The 17,292-nt window shown below is 61.2% G+C and carries 16 protein-coding genes; 14 read left to right on the top strand and 2 right to left on the bottom strand.

What is annotated here, in order from left to right; genetic code table 11:
• Window positions 1–382: 382 nt before the first annotated feature.
• From AFIDRAFT_RS06575 to AFIDRAFT_RS06540, 8 genes are all read left to right on the top strand, one after another.
• Window positions 383–1,321, top strand: a complete 939-nt coding sequence (locus AFIDRAFT_RS06575) for a radical SAM protein (RefSeq protein WP_002718069.1) — start codon at window positions 383–385, stop codon at window positions 1,319–1,321.
• Window positions 1,308–2,762, top strand: a complete 1,455-nt coding sequence (locus tag AFIDRAFT_RS06570) for a dihydrolipoyl dehydrogenase family protein (RefSeq protein ID WP_002718070.1) — start codon at window positions 1,308–1,310, stop codon at window positions 2,760–2,762. The genes AFIDRAFT_RS06575 and AFIDRAFT_RS06570 overlap by 14 nt, the downstream gene beginning before the upstream one ends.
• The gene (locus AFIDRAFT_RS06565; protein WP_244597769.1) at window positions 2,762–3,469 is read left to right on the top strand and encodes a TVP38/TMEM64 family protein; all 708 of its coding nucleotides are present in this window, start codon (window positions 2,762–2,764) and stop codon (window positions 3,467–3,469) included. The genes AFIDRAFT_RS06570 and AFIDRAFT_RS06565 overlap by 1 nt, the downstream gene beginning before the upstream one ends.
• The gene (locus AFIDRAFT_RS06560) at window positions 3,466–4,125 is read left to right on the top strand and encodes a TIGR04283 family arsenosugar biosynthesis glycosyltransferase (RefSeq protein ID WP_002718072.1); all 660 of its coding nucleotides are present in this window, start codon (window positions 3,466–3,468) and stop codon (window positions 4,123–4,125) included. Before AFIDRAFT_RS06565 ends, AFIDRAFT_RS06560 begins: the two co-directional genes overlap by 4 nt.
• Before the next feature lie 2 nt (window positions 4,126–4,127).
• Window positions 4,128–4,790: a TIGR04282 family arsenosugar biosynthesis glycosyltransferase gene (locus AFIDRAFT_RS06555; RefSeq protein WP_002718073.1), complete on the top strand. Its 663-nt coding sequence runs from the start codon at window positions 4,128–4,130 to the stop codon at window positions 4,788–4,790.
• Window positions 4,791–4,971: 181 nt separating this feature from the next.
• Window positions 4,972–5,370 carry a thioredoxin family protein gene (locus AFIDRAFT_RS06550; RefSeq protein ID WP_002718074.1) on the top strand — a complete coding sequence of 133 codons (399 nt, stop codon included), beginning with the start codon at window positions 4,972–4,974 and terminating at the stop codon, window positions 5,368–5,370.
• Between the two features lie 22 nt (window positions 5,371–5,392).
• On the top strand, window positions 5,393–6,121 hold the full coding sequence (locus tag AFIDRAFT_RS06545) for a cytochrome c biogenesis CcdA family protein (RefSeq protein ID WP_002718075.1): 729 nt from the start codon (window positions 5,393–5,395) through the stop codon (window positions 6,119–6,121).
• 105 nt (window positions 6,122–6,226) lie between these two features.
• Window positions 6,227–6,895, top strand: a complete 669-nt coding sequence (locus AFIDRAFT_RS06540; RefSeq protein ID WP_002718076.1) for a hypothetical protein — start codon at window positions 6,227–6,229, stop codon at window positions 6,893–6,895.
• Window positions 6,896–7,022: 127 nt separating this feature from the next.
• On the opposite strand, the gene AFIDRAFT_RS06535 is transcribed toward AFIDRAFT_RS06540, so the two are convergent.
• Together AFIDRAFT_RS06535 and AFIDRAFT_RS06530 are read right to left on the bottom strand one after the other, a co-directional pair.
• The gene (locus AFIDRAFT_RS06535) at window positions 7,023–7,349 is read right to left on the bottom strand and encodes a hypothetical protein (RefSeq protein ID WP_002718077.1); all 327 of its coding nucleotides are present in this window, start codon (window positions 7,347–7,349) and stop codon (window positions 7,023–7,025) included.
• 299 nt (window positions 7,350–7,648) lie between these two features.
• Window positions 7,649–8,098: a DUF6789 family protein gene (locus AFIDRAFT_RS06530; RefSeq protein WP_002718078.1), complete on the bottom strand. Its 450-nt coding sequence runs from the start codon at window positions 8,096–8,098 to the stop codon at window positions 7,649–7,651.
• A 450-nt stretch (window positions 8,099–8,548) separates the two neighbouring features.
• On the opposite strand from AFIDRAFT_RS06530, the gene AFIDRAFT_RS06525 reads away from it, so the two are divergent.
• The 6 genes from AFIDRAFT_RS06525 (at window position 8,549) to hemC (ending at window position 17,170) form a co-directional block, all read left to right on the top strand.
• Window positions 8,549–8,815 (top strand): heavy-metal-associated domain-containing protein, encoded by a 267-nt coding sequence (locus AFIDRAFT_RS06525; RefSeq protein ID WP_002718079.1) that lies wholly within the window; start codon window positions 8,549–8,551, stop codon window positions 8,813–8,815.
• Window positions 8,802–11,204: a heavy metal translocating P-type ATPase gene (locus AFIDRAFT_RS06520; protein ID WP_002718080.1), complete on the top strand. Its 2,403-nt coding sequence runs from the start codon at window positions 8,802–8,804 to the stop codon at window positions 11,202–11,204. The genes AFIDRAFT_RS06525 and AFIDRAFT_RS06520 overlap by 14 nt, the downstream gene beginning before the upstream one ends.
• A gap of 2 nt (window positions 11,205–11,206) precedes the next feature.
• Window positions 11,207–11,671 carry a Cu(I)-responsive transcriptional regulator gene (cueR, locus tag AFIDRAFT_RS06515; protein WP_244597773.1) on the top strand — a complete coding sequence of 155 codons (465 nt, stop codon included), beginning with the start codon at window positions 11,207–11,209 and terminating at the stop codon, window positions 11,669–11,671.
• 465 nt (window positions 11,672–12,136) lie between these two features.
• A complete protein-coding gene (locus tag AFIDRAFT_RS06510) occupies window positions 12,137–14,671 on the top strand; it encodes an SPW repeat domain-containing protein (RefSeq protein ID WP_002718083.1) in 2,535 nt (844 codons plus the stop codon).
• A gap of 633 nt (window positions 14,672–15,304) precedes the next feature.
• Window positions 15,305–15,739: an acyl-CoA thioesterase gene (locus tag AFIDRAFT_RS06505; protein ID WP_002718084.1), complete on the top strand. Its 435-nt coding sequence runs from the start codon at window positions 15,305–15,307 to the stop codon at window positions 15,737–15,739.
• A gap of 453 nt (window positions 15,740–16,192) precedes the next feature.
• The gene (hemC, locus tag AFIDRAFT_RS06500) at window positions 16,193–17,170 is read left to right on the top strand and encodes a hydroxymethylbilane synthase (RefSeq protein WP_002718085.1); all 978 of its coding nucleotides are present in this window, start codon (window positions 16,193–16,195) and stop codon (window positions 17,168–17,170) included.
• Window positions 17,171–17,292 lie beyond the last annotated feature (122 nt).

Here is a 17,292-nt window from a genome sequence, read left to right as displayed (position 1 = left end):
CCGATGTCATCCGCGTGCTGAACGAGAACGCCGAGAAGGCCAAGCGGCTCATTCGCCTGCTTGCGCTGCGGCTGAGGGACGACAGACCCACTCTCTGTCCCCATGAATGCGACTGCGCATTGGATGTCGCCCTTGTTACCGCGCCCGGTGCGCGCGACCCAAGCATGGTGGCAAAACTCGATGCTGTCGCCGGCCGCGCTCTGAGGCGGTCCTGAACTCGGCCTCCGTCCGACGGCGACGCTCGTTTCATTCACGGAATCGCCGCGGCGCCGCGGCCGATGTCGCCAACCCTCGCCGTGCTACGCCTCGCGATTCGCGAGGACGAAACCTTTTCGGCCTGTCCGCGAACTTATCATAGAGGGGACGCGACGTCGGATGTGCCATGGTCCATGTAACGCAGAAATTCATTGATCCATTTGTCACCGCAACCGGCGCTCCGCGTGCGAGCGTCAGGCTCGGCACCCTTGAAACGCTCTGGTTCAATACCGGAACGCTGTGCAATCTCGCCTGCGACAACTGCTATATCGAGTCGAGCCCGCGAAATGACCGTCTCGTTTATTTGACCAGAGAGGAAGTACGGCGCTTCCTGGACGAGGCGAGGGAGCGCGACCATCCGCCGGCAGAGATCGGATTCACCGGCGGCGAACCCTTCATGAATCCCGATATCCTCCAGATGATCGCCGACAGTCTGAGCGCGGGTTTCAGGGCGCTGGTCCTGACGAACGCGATGAAGCCGATGCAGAGGCTCAAGACGCCGCTCGCGATCCTTAACGCCGAGTTTCCGGGCAGGCTCGCTGTAAGAGTCTCCCTCGACCGCTACGAAAGAACCGGCCACGAACAGTTGCGCGGCCCGCGAAGCTGGAAGCCGACCATCGCAGGTCTGTTGTGGCTGGCTGAGGCCGGATTCAATATATCCGTAGCTGGTCGCATGGTCTGGAAGGAGGCCGAAGATCAGATCAGAGCGGCCTACGGCCGGCTATTCGCGGAGCTGGGCCTTTCGATTGACTCCGCCGACCCCGCGGCCCTCGTCCTCTTCCCGGAGATGCGGGCTGGCGAAGACGTGCCGGAGATCACCGAGCAATGCTGGTCAATTCTCGGGCGCAGTCCCTCCTCTGTAATGTGTGCAAGCTCGCGCATGGTCGTGAAGCACAAGGGCGCGGATTCGCCGACGGTCGCAGCTTGCACCCTTCTTCCTTACGATCCGTTGTTCGATCTCGGTGGGACGCTCGCGGCGGCGACGGTGCGGTCCGTCCCGCTCATGCACCCCTTATGCGCGCGGTTCTGCGTCCTGGGCGGAGCGTCGTGTAGTGCGCAGCACTAGATCAATCCGGCGCTCCACCGAAATCAATACCGATCTCTGCGTCATCGGCGCGGGCTCCGCGGGCCTGACGATTGCCGCGGGCGCAGTGCAGATGGGCGCGCGCACCGTCCTCATCGAGGCCCATCGCATGGGCGGCGATTGCCTCAACACCGGATGCGTGCCTTCGAAGTCGTTCTTGGCGGTCGCCAAGCTTGCTCACTCGCTCCGAGAGTTGGCCCCCTACAGCCGCCTACCGGCCGAAGCACGTTTCGACTTCGACAAGGTGCATGGCCAGGTGCAGAGCGTCATCAAAGCTATCGCGCCAAACGATTCCGAGGAACGCTTCACACGGCTCGGCTGTACTGTGATCCGGGAGCACGCGCGCTTCTTGGACAGACAGACGGTCGAGGCCGCCGGCCAGCGCATCCGCGCCCGCAGGATCGTCATCGCGACCGGAAGCCGGCCGCGCGTCCCGCCGATCCCCGGTCTCGACCAGGTTCCCTATCTCACTACGGAAACGCTGTTCGAAAACACGGTCCTCCCGCAGCACTTACTGATTATCGGTGGCGGTCCCGTTGGCACGGAGATGGCCCAGGCGCATCGCCGCCTTGGAGCCGAGGTCACCTTGCTGTCGCGCGGTGCCCTTCTGCCACGCGACGATCCAGACGCCGTCGACGTGCTGCGCCAAGCACTCCACGAAGACAGCGTCGCGCTGCATGAGTTCGCCAACGAGCTGAGCGTCACATGGGCCTGTGGGCGCATCTTAGCCTCGTTCGTCGGCCGGGACGGGGCTCGACGTGAGCTTGAAGCGAGCCACGTGTTGGTCGCGGCAGGGCGCCGGCCGAATATCGAAGGTCTCCACCCCGAGGCGGCCGACGTCCGCTACAGCGAAAAGGGGATAGAGGTCGATGCGCGCCTGCGCACAAGCAACCGCCGCATTTACGCTGCTGGCGACGTTGCCGGTGGTCCTCAGTTCACCCACCTCGCCGCGTACCACGCCGGGATCGTCCTTCGGAATGCGCTGTTTCGACTTCCCGCCAAGGCGAATCTCGCAGCGCTTCCGTGGGTCACCTACACGGATCCCGAACTTGCCCAGGTCGGGCTGACCGAAGCGCAAGCGCGCGAAGCCCATGGCTCGGCTCTGAGGGTCCTCAACACTCCTTTCGCGGACGTCGACCGCGCGCAAACGGACGACGCTCAAGGTGGATTCGCCAAGATCCTCGTGACCAAGCGCGGGCGGGTCGTCGGTGCGACCATCGTCGGCCGGCAGGCTGGCGAACTCGTGGTGCCCTGGGGTCTTGCCGTCGGCGGAAATCTCAAAATCGGCGCATTGGCGCGTGTGATCGTGCCCTATCCCAGCCTCAGTGAAATCACGAAGCGCGCGGCCAGCGCATTCTATACGCCGGCACTGTTTAGCGCCCGGACCCGCTGGCTGGTGCGGGTCCTTGGGTGGTTCGGATGATGGCCGCCTCACTCACAAAGCGCCTCGTTCCGGTCGGCTTTCTCGTTGCGGCTGTCGTGGCCTATTTTCTGCTGGGCCTGAACCACTACCTCACGCTCGATCATCTGCGCGCCAACGCACAAAGGTTGCACCAGTTCACGGATGATCACCGCTTCGTCGCGATAGCCGTGTTTTTCGCGACCTACGTCGCTGTCGTCGCCCTGTCCGTGCCTGGCGCCGTCTTCATGACGATCGCTGGCGGACTGATTTTCGGGCTCTGGCTGGGCGCTGCACTTAACATTCTGGCGGCGACGACCGGGGCGATCATTCTGTTCGTCATCGCGAGGTTCGCCTTCGGCGGAATGCTGCAGGCCCGCGGCAACGCTTTCATTGCGCGGATGGAGGCCGGATTCACCCGCAATGCTTTCACCTATCTCATGTTCTTGCGGCTCGTACCTCTCTTTCCGTTCTGGGCTGTCAATCTGGCGGCGGCCGCATTTCGCACCCCACTGCGGTCTTTCGCTCTCGCGACACTGATCGGAATCATTCCCGGCACGTTGGCTTTCACCTCGATCGGCGACGGCCTATCCATCGCCGCGGGTGCGAGCTCGCGCGGTCCGAATGACGAGATCTTAGGGCCCACAATGATCGCGCTCCGCATCGGTCTCGCTCTGCTCGCGCTCGTGCCCCTGCTCGTCACTTGGCTCAGAAAGCGGGGGACGCGATGACTTTGACCGTCATCATTCCCGCGCTCAATTCGGGAGCGAGTCTGCCAGCAACCCTCGCGGCGCTCGGGCGCCTGGACCAGGTGCTGATCGCGGACGGCGGTTCGACGGACGACACCGCTGATGTCGGCCGGGCCCGAAACGCGCGTGTCGTGCAAGCGTTACGCGGTCGGGGAAACCAGCTCCGCGCTGCCGCAGCAGAAACTGAATGGCTGCTATTCTTGCACGGCGACACGCTCCTCGAGAACGGCTGGAGGGACGAAACAGACGCGTTCATGGCGGCGCCCCACAATGCCGAACGCGCCGCCGTCTTCGGCTTCGCATTGGACGACGCCTCCACCGAAGCCCGCCGCTTGGAGCGTTGGGTGGCGTGGCGGGTACGGACTCTTGGCCTCGCCTATGGCGATCAGGGCCTTTTGATCCGGAGGGCATTCTATGAGGCTTTGGGGGGCTTCCGCCCCATCCCCCTCATGGAGGACGTCGATTTGATCCGACGCATCGGACGCCGGCGGCTCGTGGTCCTGCAAACACGTGCGCTGACCTCGGCCGCTCGCTGGCGCCGGGACGGCTGGCTTCGGCGAAGCGGCCGCAATCTCGGCTGCCTGACCCTGTATTTCCTGGGCGTCCGCCCACGCCTCATTCATCGACTTTATGGCTGAACATGGCGCTTAAGTGTCATCTCGTCATCTTCGCCCGTCTTCCCCGCTTGGGCGCAGGAAAACGACGCCTCGCCAAGGGCGTCGGCGCGGTCGAAGCTCTCAGGTTTCAGCGTACCATGCTGGGCATCACGCTCCGCCGCCTGTCGGGCGATCAGCGTTGGATCACCTGGCTGGCGATGACGCCGACGCCACGGCGTGCGAGACAATTTGGGGTACGTACCATCCCTCAAGGGCGCGGCTCTTTGGGCGATCGGATGGCCACCGTGGCCCGTGCGATGCCACCAGGTCCCGTCGTCATCGTCGGCAGCGACATTCCGGGAATTTCCGCGGCTTCAGTTGCCGCAGCCTTCCGCCTGCTGGGAAGCAAGGACGCCGTCTTCGGTCCGGCACTGGATGGCGGCTATTGGCTTGTCGGCCTGCGCCGTCGTCCGAGATTCCTTGCCCCGTTCGTCGACGTGCGGTGGTCATCTCAGCACGCGCTCGAAGATACTCTTGCCAATCTATCGAGTTACTGCGTCGGATTTGTCCAGACACTTGAAGATGTCGACGACGCCACAGCCCTGAAACGCCATCTTCCCACAATAGGCACGTTCGCCCGCAGAAACCGGATCGCCTCGAGTCGCTCGAACACAGTCGATCAAACCTGTTCGGTGCGGTCACCATGACTGCAGGACCGGCGCTCGAGCGGCAGCCCGCCTTCGCAAGCAAGCAATTTTCCGCGTCCCGCTGCCAAATTACTTGAGCTGGCGAGGTAACCTCGGGCGGTGGGCGCCGAACTCTGAATTAGGGACGGTCGGCGTCAGTAGAAACCGGCTGCTCCCGCTTAACCGTCATCGGGAGATCCGGATGTCACCCATCAAGCTTTTGTCCACCGTCATGCTCGCGATGAGCTTATCAATAGCAATCAGCCAGACCGCCCTGGCAGCGACAGAAGCGCCGTACACGCAACAGGCGTTTGCGGCGTCCCAGCATGAGGGCAAGCCGATCCTCGTCGACATCTCCGCAAGCTGGTGCCCGACCTGCGCGAAGCAGCGTCCTATCATCGATCGGTTGGTCGAAAACCCGGCATTCGGGGATCTCGTAATCTACAAGGTCGATTTCGACACGCAGAAAGATGTGGTCCGTTCGTTTGGTGCGCAAACGCAGAGCACACTGATCGTGTTTCGTGGCCCCAAGGAAAAGGGACGGTCGGTCGGCGACACTGATCCCGATTCGATCAAGGCGCTTCTCCTGAAAGCGAACTGAACTCGTTCGCGGAATCGGAAGCATGGCCCTCCCAATCGGCAGTATCGGTTTCGGCTTCGTGGCCGGAATCCTTTCGACACTATCCCCATGCATTCTTCCGCTGCTACCGCTTGTCCTCGGACCGGCGGTCGCTGCACACCGCCTGGGTGTGCCGGCATTGGCCGCCGGCCTGGTCACCTCATTCGTCGCTGTCGGGCTCTTCGTGGCGACGGTCGGCTTTTCTATTGGCCTCGACGGCAGCGTCTTCCGTTCGATTTCCGCGGTGCTCCTGGGTCTCCTGGGGGTGGTGCTGCTCAGCGGCGCACTGCAACAGCGCTTCGCAATCGCCGCCGGAGGGATCAGCAATGCCGGCAATCGGTTGATCGCGCGAATCTCGCCGAGTGGGCTTCGCGGCCAATTCGTTCTCGGATTGCTGCTCGGCGCGATCTGGAGCCCCTGTGTCGGGCCGACCCTCGGTGCAGCCTCCGTCCTCGCGGCTCAGGGACGCGATCTTGCCAGCGTGGCGATCGTCATGGTGGCGTTCGGTCTTGGGACCGCCATCCCGCTGCTCGTCGTCGGCTCGCTCTCACGCCAGGCGCTCAGTCGCTGGCGGGGCAATCTCATAGGAGCGGGGAAGCTCGGTAAGGTCATCCTCGGCGTAGGAGCGTTGGCCGTAGCAACGATGATTCTTAGCGGGTTCGATCACACACTCGAGGCCGCGCTCGTCGCTGCATCTCCCACTTGGCTGGTTGATCTCACGACACGCTTTTGATGGTCGCGGTGTGGCGATCCCACTCGAATGCACCCATGCTGATGCAACAGCGTGGGTCGTAAACGGCTTCCGACTATTCACCGCAACTCGTTAGGACACGTAGCCATGAACAGACTGACCCGTCGATGCCTGCTTGGTGCTGGAGTAACTCTTGGTATTGCCGCGGCAGGGCGCACGCAGGCGTGGGCTGCTCCGGAGACAGCCCGCGATCTCCAATTCATTCTGCATGCGGTGTTTTTCTCCGATGAGACCCATCAGGCCCAGCCGCTTGATCCCCATGCGTTCGTCAAAGACCCCTCGGCCCCAGCCGGCATCGGGCCGCAAAACATTCCGCACATCGCGGGCTTTCGGCCCGCGCTCGTGGCTGGGCCATTGGATGTCGAAACCTTCAATGCGCAAGGCAAGAGTCTCGGCTTCAGTTTGGCGGATTGGTTCGCCGCCAAAGGGTCCGTCAAGATCACGCCGAGCGACGCGGGAGCGCGACTTGACTGCCGCTTCACTCAATTGCGACCGAACGGAGTCTACAGTCTGTTCGAGAACCATTTCGATCAAAAGCCAATAGGCTTTACGCCGTCGGACGGTCGCGGTAAGGGCAACAGCTTTACTGCCGGCGTAAACGGAAGCGCCGCCATCAGCATGACGTCACCGCACCCTTTGACACACGACAATGCCGTGCTGCTCGTCTACCATAGCGACGGCGTCACCCACGGATTGGAACGTGGAGAGATCGGCGTCACAGCGCATCACCAGATCATCGTCCGAATACCAGCATGACATACATACGCTTGGGAAAGGCGGCCACGTCGGGTTCCCGATCCACTGAGACGGCTGATAAAATCATTCAACCGTTCGAACCGGCTTGCTGCCTTTCCCGAGCTCTTCATTCCGTCCGGAGTGACATCTAATCGAGTCTACGTACACTGATGCTGGTTGCATGCTGTGGCACAGCCACCCTGAGAAAAATAAAGAAGAAGATTGGGTTTGGTAGAAAATAACGCCAGCCAACCATGTGATCTCGGCCGCCATCACGATCGAGAAAATCAAGCCAGATATAGAAGAATTTGTACACGCAGAATCCCGGAATCCAGTTCGTGCGGAATCCTTCGGTCTTCAGACAGCCCTTGCTGATGTAGTAGTTGCCCTCAAATGAGGTAATGCCAAGGAATCCGAGTGGACCTTCGGCAAGGAGTTCTCCATCTGGCTCGTGATAGATCTGGATGCGTGACATGCGACGCCTCACCAATGCAGAATTTTCGCAAACTTCGTGACGGCTACCTTGCGCCAAGCGAGAAGGCACATGGTCAGCAGCAGTGTTCTGAGTCCCACAGAGATCGGAAATCCGTAGCCGAAGTTTGGAATTACAAACAGTAGCAATCCGTTTCGGTCCTCCCGACGATCTGCATCGCTATTGCCATCATCGGCGTGCTGCGCTCCTCGATCCTCCGTCAGCAAATTGCGACTGTCACATCGGACACAGAGAGATTGATGCCCAATTCAAGGGATGCGGCGACTCCGTTCGCGAGGCGATCAGGCCGCAACTGCTTGGTTCCGTTGCGTCAAGGCGCCGTAGACGCCACCTAGCACGGCCCCATAGATCCAGTGCAGCATGAGGGTGGCGACCGGCGCCATCATACCCAGGCCCAGTCCAAACAGGCCAGCCCCGGCCATCGGCATCAGCATGATCATCATGATGAACCAGGCGCCAGTCGCGAAAATTGCGCCGCGCAACCAGTGGGGTCCGGGCAGCTTGGCGTCCAGCCCAGCATAGAGGAGACCCCAGAGGACCGTGCCGATCACGAAATGCCCCATCCAGCCCATCAGCGGCATGCTGGAACCAGACATTTTCGTGATCATCGCGATGGGGTTGAGTTCGGGCATGAGCCCCATGGCTTGCTTCATCATCATGATGGCGGAAAGCACGACCGTCGCGGCCAGTCCGGCGAGGAGGCCTTTTCCGTATTTCTCGGCGTTATTCATAGCTGGGCTCCGGAAAGGATGGATGGAAACTCATAGTCGAGGATGGGGTGCGCTGACGGCTGTCTGATCAACGCGAGGCGTCTTGCGCTGATAGTCCGAGACAACGCCCGCCGCTTTCTCGCAAGGGGACTAACCGTTTTGAGCCGGCTCGGGGCCTCCTTCAGCTTGGTCCAGAACGACGTTTGACGGGACAATCATTCGCGGCAATCCGACGGCTAGTGATCCCCTTATTGAGTTCGGCCTGTCGTGGCAGAAGGTTACGGTGCGGTCATCGCAGCAGGCCGATCGAAAAGCCGCATCAGCTTCACCGACTGTCGACGCCGCCGCCTCATTTGTTTGCTCACCCTCCGGCGCTTTTCCCCTGAAAGCGAAATTTTGTGCGCCGGGCTTGACCTTCCAGTAACTGGAAGCCCCATCTTGCCTTCCAGTAACCTGGAAGGAGTGAATTCCATGGATCAGCAAGGTGCACATGAAGTGCGCGAGATCGTTCTCACGGTCTCCAGGATGACGTGCGGCGGATGCGCCAACACGGTGACACGCATCCTGTCTCGAGTTCCGGGGGTCGTCGATGCAAAGCTAGATTTCGCGACCGGGCTCGCGACGATCAAGGGAGAGGCACCGGCTGCAGTGCTCATCGCGGCCGTCGAGGCGGCCGGCTATGGAGCCAAGGACGCCGGCTCTGATGCCCAGACGGGAGGCTCTAATGGAAGCGCCTGAAGTCCTCGATGATCGTACACGCGCCATCATTCCGATCGAAGGAATGACCTGCGCGACCTGCGCGGGCCGGGTCGAGAAGGCGCTACAGGCCGTTCCCGGCGTCGAAGCCTCGGTCAACCTTTCGAGCGAACAAGCCGATGTGGTGTTCAATTCGGCTCAGGTTCAGCCGGACGCGTTAGTGGAGGCGGTCTCGCGCGCCGGCTACGACGTCGCTCACGAGACGCGGGAACTTGCCATCTCGGGCATGACCTGCGCGACTTGCGCGGGCCGCGTCGAAAAGGCTCTTCTTGCGGTGCCGGGCGTGATCCGGGCAGAGGTCAACCTTGCCAGCGAGAACGCCACCGCCGAGGGCGTCGCCGGTCTCTTGCGTCCGGCCGATCTCATCGCAGCCGTGCGTCGCGCCGGATATGATGCCGAACTTCGGACAGGCGACGTCGAGCGCGATCGGCAAATCCTCGCCGCGGAAGAAAAGCGGCTCAAGCAGGAAGCCTGGCGGATGTTTGGGGCCGCCGTGCTCAGCGCCCCTTTGCTGTTGCCAATGGTTGGCGTCGAAGTACCCGCCTGGTTACAGCTCACGCTGGCGACGCCCGTCCAGTTCATCCTTGGCGCACGTTTCTATGTTGGCGCATGGAAGGCATTGCGGGCACGTACCGGCAACATGGACCTTCTGGTCGTGCTCGGCACATCGACTGCCTATTTCTACAGCCTTTACATGCTTTTCGCAGGGCACGCCGGCGAACATCTCTATTTCGAGGCGGCTGCCGTCGTCGTTACCTTGATCCTTGTCGGCAAATGGCTCGAAACCCGCGCCAAGCGAGCGACGACCTCGGCCATCAAGGCGCTCATGGCACTGCGGCCGGAGAACGCGCGCGTCATCCGCGACGGCGCGGAGATCGAGGTGCCGATTTCAGCCATTTCGCCCGGAGATATCGTCGTCGTCCGGCCGGGCGAGAAACTTCCAGTCGACGGCGTGGTGGTCGAGGGACACAGCGAGGTCGACGAGAGCCTTCTGACCGGAGAAAGCCAGCTGTTGTCAAAGCAAGCGGACGATGCTGTGGTTGGCGGCTCGGTCAACGGTAGCGGCCTGCTCCGCATCAAGACAACGCTTGTCGGGGAAAAATCGACGCTCTCGCGGATCATCGCGCTCGTCGAGAATGCGCAAGGCAAGAAGGCTCCGGTCCAGCGTCTCGTCGATCGTGTCGCCGCGGTTTTCGTTCCGATCGTGATCGTTGTCGCGATGGCCGCGTTCTTCGGTTGGTGGCTGATCGCAGGAAACCTTAACTCCGGCATCGTAGCAGCCGTCGCGGTGATGGTGATCGCCTGCCCTTGCTCGCTCGGCCTTGCAACGCCGACGGCCTTGATGGTCGGCACCGGTGCGGCCGCCAAGGCCGGGATCCTGATTCGAGATCCGGAAGCTCTCGAAGTCGCCCACAAGCTCGACACCGTGGTTCTCGACAAGACGGGCACGATGACGGAGGGCAAGCCCACCGTGACGGAAATGCTCACTACGGGAATTTCGGAGAGCGAACTGCTTGCGCTTGCCGCCGCCGCCCAAACCGGTAGTGAGCATCCGCTCGCCCATGCTGTCCTGACAAAGGCGGAAGGCCTCAAGCTGGGTCGCCTCGAGGACTTTCAAAGCCATCCGGGTATGGGCCTCACCGCTCGCGTTGCCGGGCGACAGATCGCCATCGGCAATCGCCGCCTGCTTGCGCGGGAGCGTGTGCCGCACGATAGCTTGGAAGTTCAGGTGGCTGCCCTAGAGGAGCGCGGACGCACTGTGATGTGGGTAGCCGCGCTTGAACCCCAGCCGCTGTTGCTGGGCGCCATCGCGGTCGCGGACCCCATCAGAGAGACCGCCAAGGCTGCCGTGCAGAGCCTGCAGCGGCTTGGCCTTGAGATCATCATGTTGACTGGCGACCACGAACGAACCGCTGCCGCCGTCGCGACGGAGCTCGGTATCAAAAGGGTGATCGCCTCTGTACTTCCCGGTCAGAAGGCCGACGAGGTTCGCCGTCTCCAGGCGGAAGGACGCACCGTCGGAATGGTCGGGGATGGCGTCAACGATGCGCCGGCGCTCGCCGCCGCGAACGTCGGCATCGCCATGGGCGGCGGCTCGGACGTGGCGATGCAAACGGCCGGCATCACCTTGATGCGGTCCGATCCACTTCTGGTCGGCGACGCCATCGCAGTCAGCCGGGCCACCCACAACAAGATCCGGCAGGGCCTGTTCTGGGCGTTTTTCTACAACGTGATTGGCATGCCGCTGGCCGCTTTTGGGCTTCTGAATCCGATGATTTCCGGCGCGGCCATGGCACTGTCCTCAGTGAGCGTCGTGTCCAATGCGTTGCTGTTACGTCGCTGGCGGCCGGCTGCAAAGAAAGGGATTTAATGATGCAATCCGATAAGGAACTCACCATCGGCGAGGTGTCCGTACTGTCCGGCCTGCCTTCCAAAACCATCCGGTACTACGAGGAAAGCGGAATCATCGAGAGTGCGCGGCGGAATGAAAATCACTACCGCACCTATTCGCAGGTCGACGTCCAAACCTTGCGTTTCGTCGCGCAGGCGCGACGCCTTGGCTTTTCGCTGAAGGACGTCGGCGAACTGCTCTCGCTTTATCGGGACCGGAACCGCGCGAGCAAGGACGTCAGGCGCATCGCACTTCGCTACCTAGCCGATCTCGATCGCAAGATCGCTCATCTAAGGGCAATCAAGAACACGATCGACGATCTCGCACGGCGATGTCAGGACAATGATCGCCCGGAGTGCCCGATCTTGGAAGAATTGGAGACTCCTGCGTTGGCTGGAAGCAGGCAACACGATCAACCGCGTGGCGCAAGCCGCAGGAGCCAGTGACGTATCGTTAGCGCGAGAAGGTGTCCCATGCCGCATTGGTTGATCGTTGTTTCGTGGGTCTCCATCATTACCGGTTTTGCGACGGCGGGAATCGTGACCTTTGACGTAATCCGCCATCCTCAGCGCATGCAGCGCGTCACTGAGACTCGAAGTGAGACTTCCCGGCACCGCCACAAGCTAGGCGCGCTCTGGCCGCGGCAGGCGCACGCGGATACGACGCCAATACCTGGGCAGACGGCAGATAATCGCATTCATAACCACACGGCATTAGAAAGTCAGTACGGCGTGATGTCGAGTGCTCCCCTCATTAGGGGAAACACGTCATGATCGGTGCAGGTGGCGTCAGCAAGGGTCGTAAAGGCTCGCTCCGATTAAAGCTCCGCGGCAGATTCCTGACCACCCCGGTGAGCAGGGACGGTCGAGGGGCAGAACCTACCGACCCGACACGAGGAGCTTGAAACTCGAATGGCAGAGCGTAAGGATACGGTCATTATCACCGGCAGTACGGGCTTCATCGGTTCGGCCGTCGTCAAGAAACTCGCCGGGCGATTCGCCCTCGTCGGACTGGATCGGGCGACCACACGCCAACCGCCATCGGCCGCCGAATGCATTTGCATCGACCTGACATCGGACGATGCGATCGCAGCCGGTCTGCAACGTGTCCGGACGGCTTATGGCACCCGCATCGCATCGGTGATTCACCTTGCCGCTTATTTCGATCTCACCGGTGAGCCGAACCCGCTTTACGATGAGATAACGGTTCGCGGCACCGCAAACCTGCTGCGCGCACTTCAGTCGTTCGAGGTCGAGCAATTCGTCTTTGCGAGTTCGATGCTGGCGCACAAAGCGGGCCGGCCGGGCGATGTGATCAGCGAGGATTCGCCGCTGGAAGCGAACCTGCCGTACCGGGCTTCAAAAATCGAGGCGGAGCGCTTGATACGCGAGCAGCACGGGCCGATCCCGGTTGTCAATATCCGGCCGGCCGGCATCTACGACGGGCTCTGCCGCAACGCTTTTCTCGCCAATCAGATTGCGCGGATTTACGAGAACAATCCGACGGGACATGTTTATCCGGGCGACCTGCGCACTGGGCAGTCCTTCCTCCACCTGGAAGACCTCACCGACGCGGTCGCGCGCCTGATCGAGCGACGCAGCGCGCTTCCCCCGGAGGTGGCGCTGCTTCTCGGCGAGCCTGAGGTTATTGGCTACGGCGATCTTCAGGCCGAGATCGGACGGCTGATCCGTGGTGAGAGTTGGGAGACCCACGAGATTCCCAAGGCCCTCGCCAAGGCAGGAGCCTGGGTTCAACAGGATGTTCTCGGCGAGGATTCCTTCATTCGGTCCTGGATGGTCGATATTGCCGATGACCACTATGCCATCAATATCAGTCGCGCCCGTCATCTCCTCGGCTGGGAGCCGGTGCATTCATTGCGCGAGACGTTGCCGCAAATGATCGAGGCGCTCAAGGCAGACCCCGCTGGCTGGTATCAGGCAAACAAGCTCAATGCCGCCAAGGTGGCAGGTGAGGGAGCAGAGGCGCATAAGCGATCCGAGGCGCTTCATGCCAATCATGAAAAGATGGAGTCAGGGCGCATGCTCGATATGGCGGGGATGAGCCGGCGGATGCTCTGGGCTCACTTTTTGGTGCTCACTCTCGGTATCTGGCTTCTCACTAGTCCGCTTCAGTTTGCGCTTTTCGATCCGGCGGCGGCCCGCGCGGTGCACGATATCACGCAGGAGCGCGGACTGTGGGAGCCCGTATTACGCAATGCGCTTACGGGGTGGAGCGACATCATATCGGGCTTGCTGCTTGTGCTCTTTGGCGCGCTTTCACTGTCGCGGCGTTTTTCCTGGGCGCAATGGGGCTCGACGGCCGTCGGTCTCTGGCTTCTGTTCGCCCCCCTTTTCTTCTGGACGCCGAGTGTCGCCGCCACCACGAACGACACGATCGTCGGCGCGCTGGCAATCGCCTTCTCGGTGCTCGTTCCGATGATGCCGGGCATGAGCCACGAAGGAATGATGGATCAGAGCACCGTTCCGCCTGGCTGGACTTATTCGCCGTCATCTTGGCTGCAACGTCTTCCGATGATCGCGCTCGGCTTCTTCGGCTTTCTTATCGCCCGCTATCTTACCGCCTACCAGCTGGGGCAGATAAACGGCGTCTGGGACCCGTTCTTCTCCGGAGGTGGTGGGAGGAACGGCGCGGAGTTCATCATAACGTCCGCGGTGTCCCGCGCCTGGCCGATTCCCGATGCCGGGCTTGGCGCCGCAGCCTATATGATCGAAGCGCTGATGGGCGCCATGGGCACCGCCACGCGTTGGCGCACGATGCCATGGATGGTGACCTTTTTCTTCATCTTGGTCGTGCCCCTCGGCGGTGTCTCGATCTTTTTCATCATCATTCAGCCGATCGTGATCGGCACCTATTGCACGCTGTGCCTGCTTGCCGCGCTCGCCATGCTGATCATGATCCCATTGGCGCTCGATGAGGTGGTCGCGATGGGCCAATACATGCAGCGAAGCGTCCGAGAGGGCCGGCCGTTCTGGCGCACTTTTTTCCAAGGCGGGCCTGAGTCGAATGGAAGCGCAGACAAGTGCGATCCGGGTTTTTCTGCCGGGCCTATGACTCAATCTGTCGCCGCGGTCCGCGGCGTCACGGTACCCTGGACACTGGCCGTGAGCTGCCTGTTCGGTGCGTGGCTGATGTTTTCGCGCCTGATATTCGGCACTGGGGAAACCATCGCAAACAACGATCATCTCGTCGGTGCATTGATCATCACGATCGCTGTCTGTGCTATGGCCGAAGTGGCGCGGCCGTTGCGGTTCCTGAATCTGTTGTTTGGGCTGTGGTTGATCGCGGCGCCGTGGCTGCTCGGTGGCGCCGGCCCAGCCTCGTCTTGGAACGACGTCGTGGTCGGGCTTGCCGTTATCGGTCTTAGCCTCCGTCGCGGAAGAAGAAGCACGGAGCACTATGGGTCGTGGGACCGATATGTCGTCTAGGCCGCTTGGGACTCGGCTTCAAACTCATGAAGCCAGAAGTGAATCAGATTTCCCGGTAGGTTCCGGTTTGGGCGTCTTTTGTAAGATCAATCTTGGGCGTCCGGGTAACGTAGGAGCAGTGATGGAAGCTGCATTGGTCTGTGCTACCGCTGAAGACCATCGCGCCGCCGCGATAGATTTTAACTAACGGGCTACGTCGTCTTCTTAATGGGTTATAGAGCCTCGCGCTAAGTGCTCTAAGTACTCGTTATCTCTCTTGGCGATGAGCACACGCTGATGTTTGCGTGTCATACATCTCTTGCTGCATTGAGAGATGAACCGTTCCTTGGAGATGAAGAACGTCGCGCTAGTCTGAGAAAAAGGATACATCGGATGCGGATTTTTTCAAGTTGACGGATTCGGTGCGTCTTGTTAGTGCGTCGGTCATGTGGGACGTCTCCTCAGCCGCAATGAATAGCGTGTAGGCTGTTAGCTCGCGGATGCCTTCAGTACGGTATTGTGCATGCATAGTGGTTCGCCATTAGAATTTTGCTTCAATAACGTCTCCGCCGATTTTTGCCAGCGGCAGTGCGCGCTTTCGCGGGCGGGCATTACCTCAACATATCAACTTAAGATAAAGGCGGGGACACTCGAATGGAGTCTGAAGTGAACTATCGCGGAGTCGTTTATCCTTGGCAATGCGACCATATGGGTCACATGAACATCATGTGGTATGTCGGCAAATTCGATGAGGCTAACTGGAATTTCCTAGCAAGATTGGGATTAAGTCCGCGATACCTCCGCGAGACCGGAAATGGCATAGGCGGCGTACAGCAAAATCTAACCTACAAGCGTGAGATGCACCCCGGCGATACGATCGAGATCAAATCCCGGCTCCTCGAAGTCCGCGACAAGACGGTCCGTTTCCTCCATGAGATGCGTAATGCAGAGACTGGCGAACTAACCGCGACTTGTGAAATGACCGCCGCTCATATGGACAGCAAGTCGCGTAAGGCGACGTCGCTTCCGTCGGAAATTCGCAATATGGCGCTACTACGTGTTCAATCCTCAGGATCGGCTACAGCCTGATAGCTCGCTTGATTTAATTGAGGACCGGTTAGGCTAGTCTTCTGCTGGGCGGGCGCGCGCAACGTCCGCGTGGACATCTTTTGGGAGCAATCGGACGATCTGAACGAACACCTGATGGCACGTCGGTAAAGCGAAGTTCACCCACGTGAACATGTTGGACCAACTGGAGCTCCGTTTTTCCGCGCAGACGGCTCTGGACAGAGCAAGATGCCAAGTCCGACAAATCATCGATGAGCGCTTGGTCGACCGTCTCGGTTGCACGTCGATGACGCACAGCGTTCCGAGACCGTAGCCGCCGGCCGAGACCAACGGAGCAGCCGCACATCCGGCTCCCCTGTTTAGTCGGATTATACAGAGGCGAGAGATCTTCCAGGACTTTGAGAAAGCTCACGCGGAGTTTAGAAGGCCCGAACAGGCGCGGGTGTGAGGCCCGCGGCCTTGAAGGGGATACTTATGGCATCGGATCGATTGCGGATCGGCACGCGCAAAAGCGCAATGGCGATCGCCCAGACTGAGGAGATCGCACGACGCCTGAAAGCCGTCGGCACCGAGGTCGAAATCGTCAAGTTCGAGACCATGGGCGATATCGACCAGGCTGGCAAGCTCTCGCCGCATGGCGGCAAAGGTGGGGCCTTCGTGGCGCAGATTCGCGAGGCAGTGCTTAACGGAAGGCTCCACGCCGCGATGCATTCGCTGAAGGACGTGCCGGGCAATGAGGACACGCCCGGGCTTGTGATCGGCGCAGCGCTCTCGCGCGATCCGCCCGGCGACGTCCTAGTGCTGCGGCCGGGCACCTCGGTCGACGAGCTCAAACGCACGCGTGGCAAGGGATTCGAGATCGGCACCAACTCCGTCCGCCGCGCGGCCTATGTGCGGCGACTGTTTCCGGAGATCGAGGTCATCCATTTCCGCGGCGCCGCCGACAGCCGCGTGCGCAAGCTTGACCAGCGCGCAAAGCAGAAGCTGCCAGATGGCGGTGCGGTGGGGCCCGCGGATGCGTTGATCATGGCGCGCTCAGGCCTCGAGCGCGTCGGGCTTAAGAGCCGGATCGCGTACGAATTTTCGATTGCCGAGATGCTGCCGGCAGTAGGGCAGGGGATCGTCGCAGTCGAATGCGCCGCGCGTGATTTCGAGACGCGCTATATCCTGTCAGCGATCGACGACGCGTCGGCCCACGCGTGCGCCGACGCCGAGCGCGAGGTGCTGTGGGTGCTCAACGGCCATTGTAACTCGCCGATTGCGGGATTTGCGGAAATCATGGGCACGGAGATGCAGCTCGCCGCATCCGTGCTCGATCATGCGGGCAGTCGCATCATCGAGGCCTCGCGTGTTGGCTGCGCAAGCCGTCCGCGCGAACTCGGCCGCGCAGTGGGAATGGAGCTGCTCGCCAGAGGCGCTGCCGAGATCATCGAGCGCGGCCGGCCGGTGTGACAGAGCATCATTGTGGAGAACGGAAGCGACGAAGCAATCCAGAGTCACAGGTGAGGCTCGGATTGCGTCGCTTCGCTCGCAATTACGGCGGCAATAGCACCGGACAACGACGAACGCCAACC

The sequence above is a fragment of the Afipia sp. 1NLS2 genome (assembly GCF_000178995.1).
Taxonomy (GTDB): domain Bacteria; phylum Pseudomonadota; class Alphaproteobacteria; order Rhizobiales; family Xanthobacteraceae; genus Afipia.
This window is presented reverse-complemented; position numbering and strand designations above follow the sequence as displayed.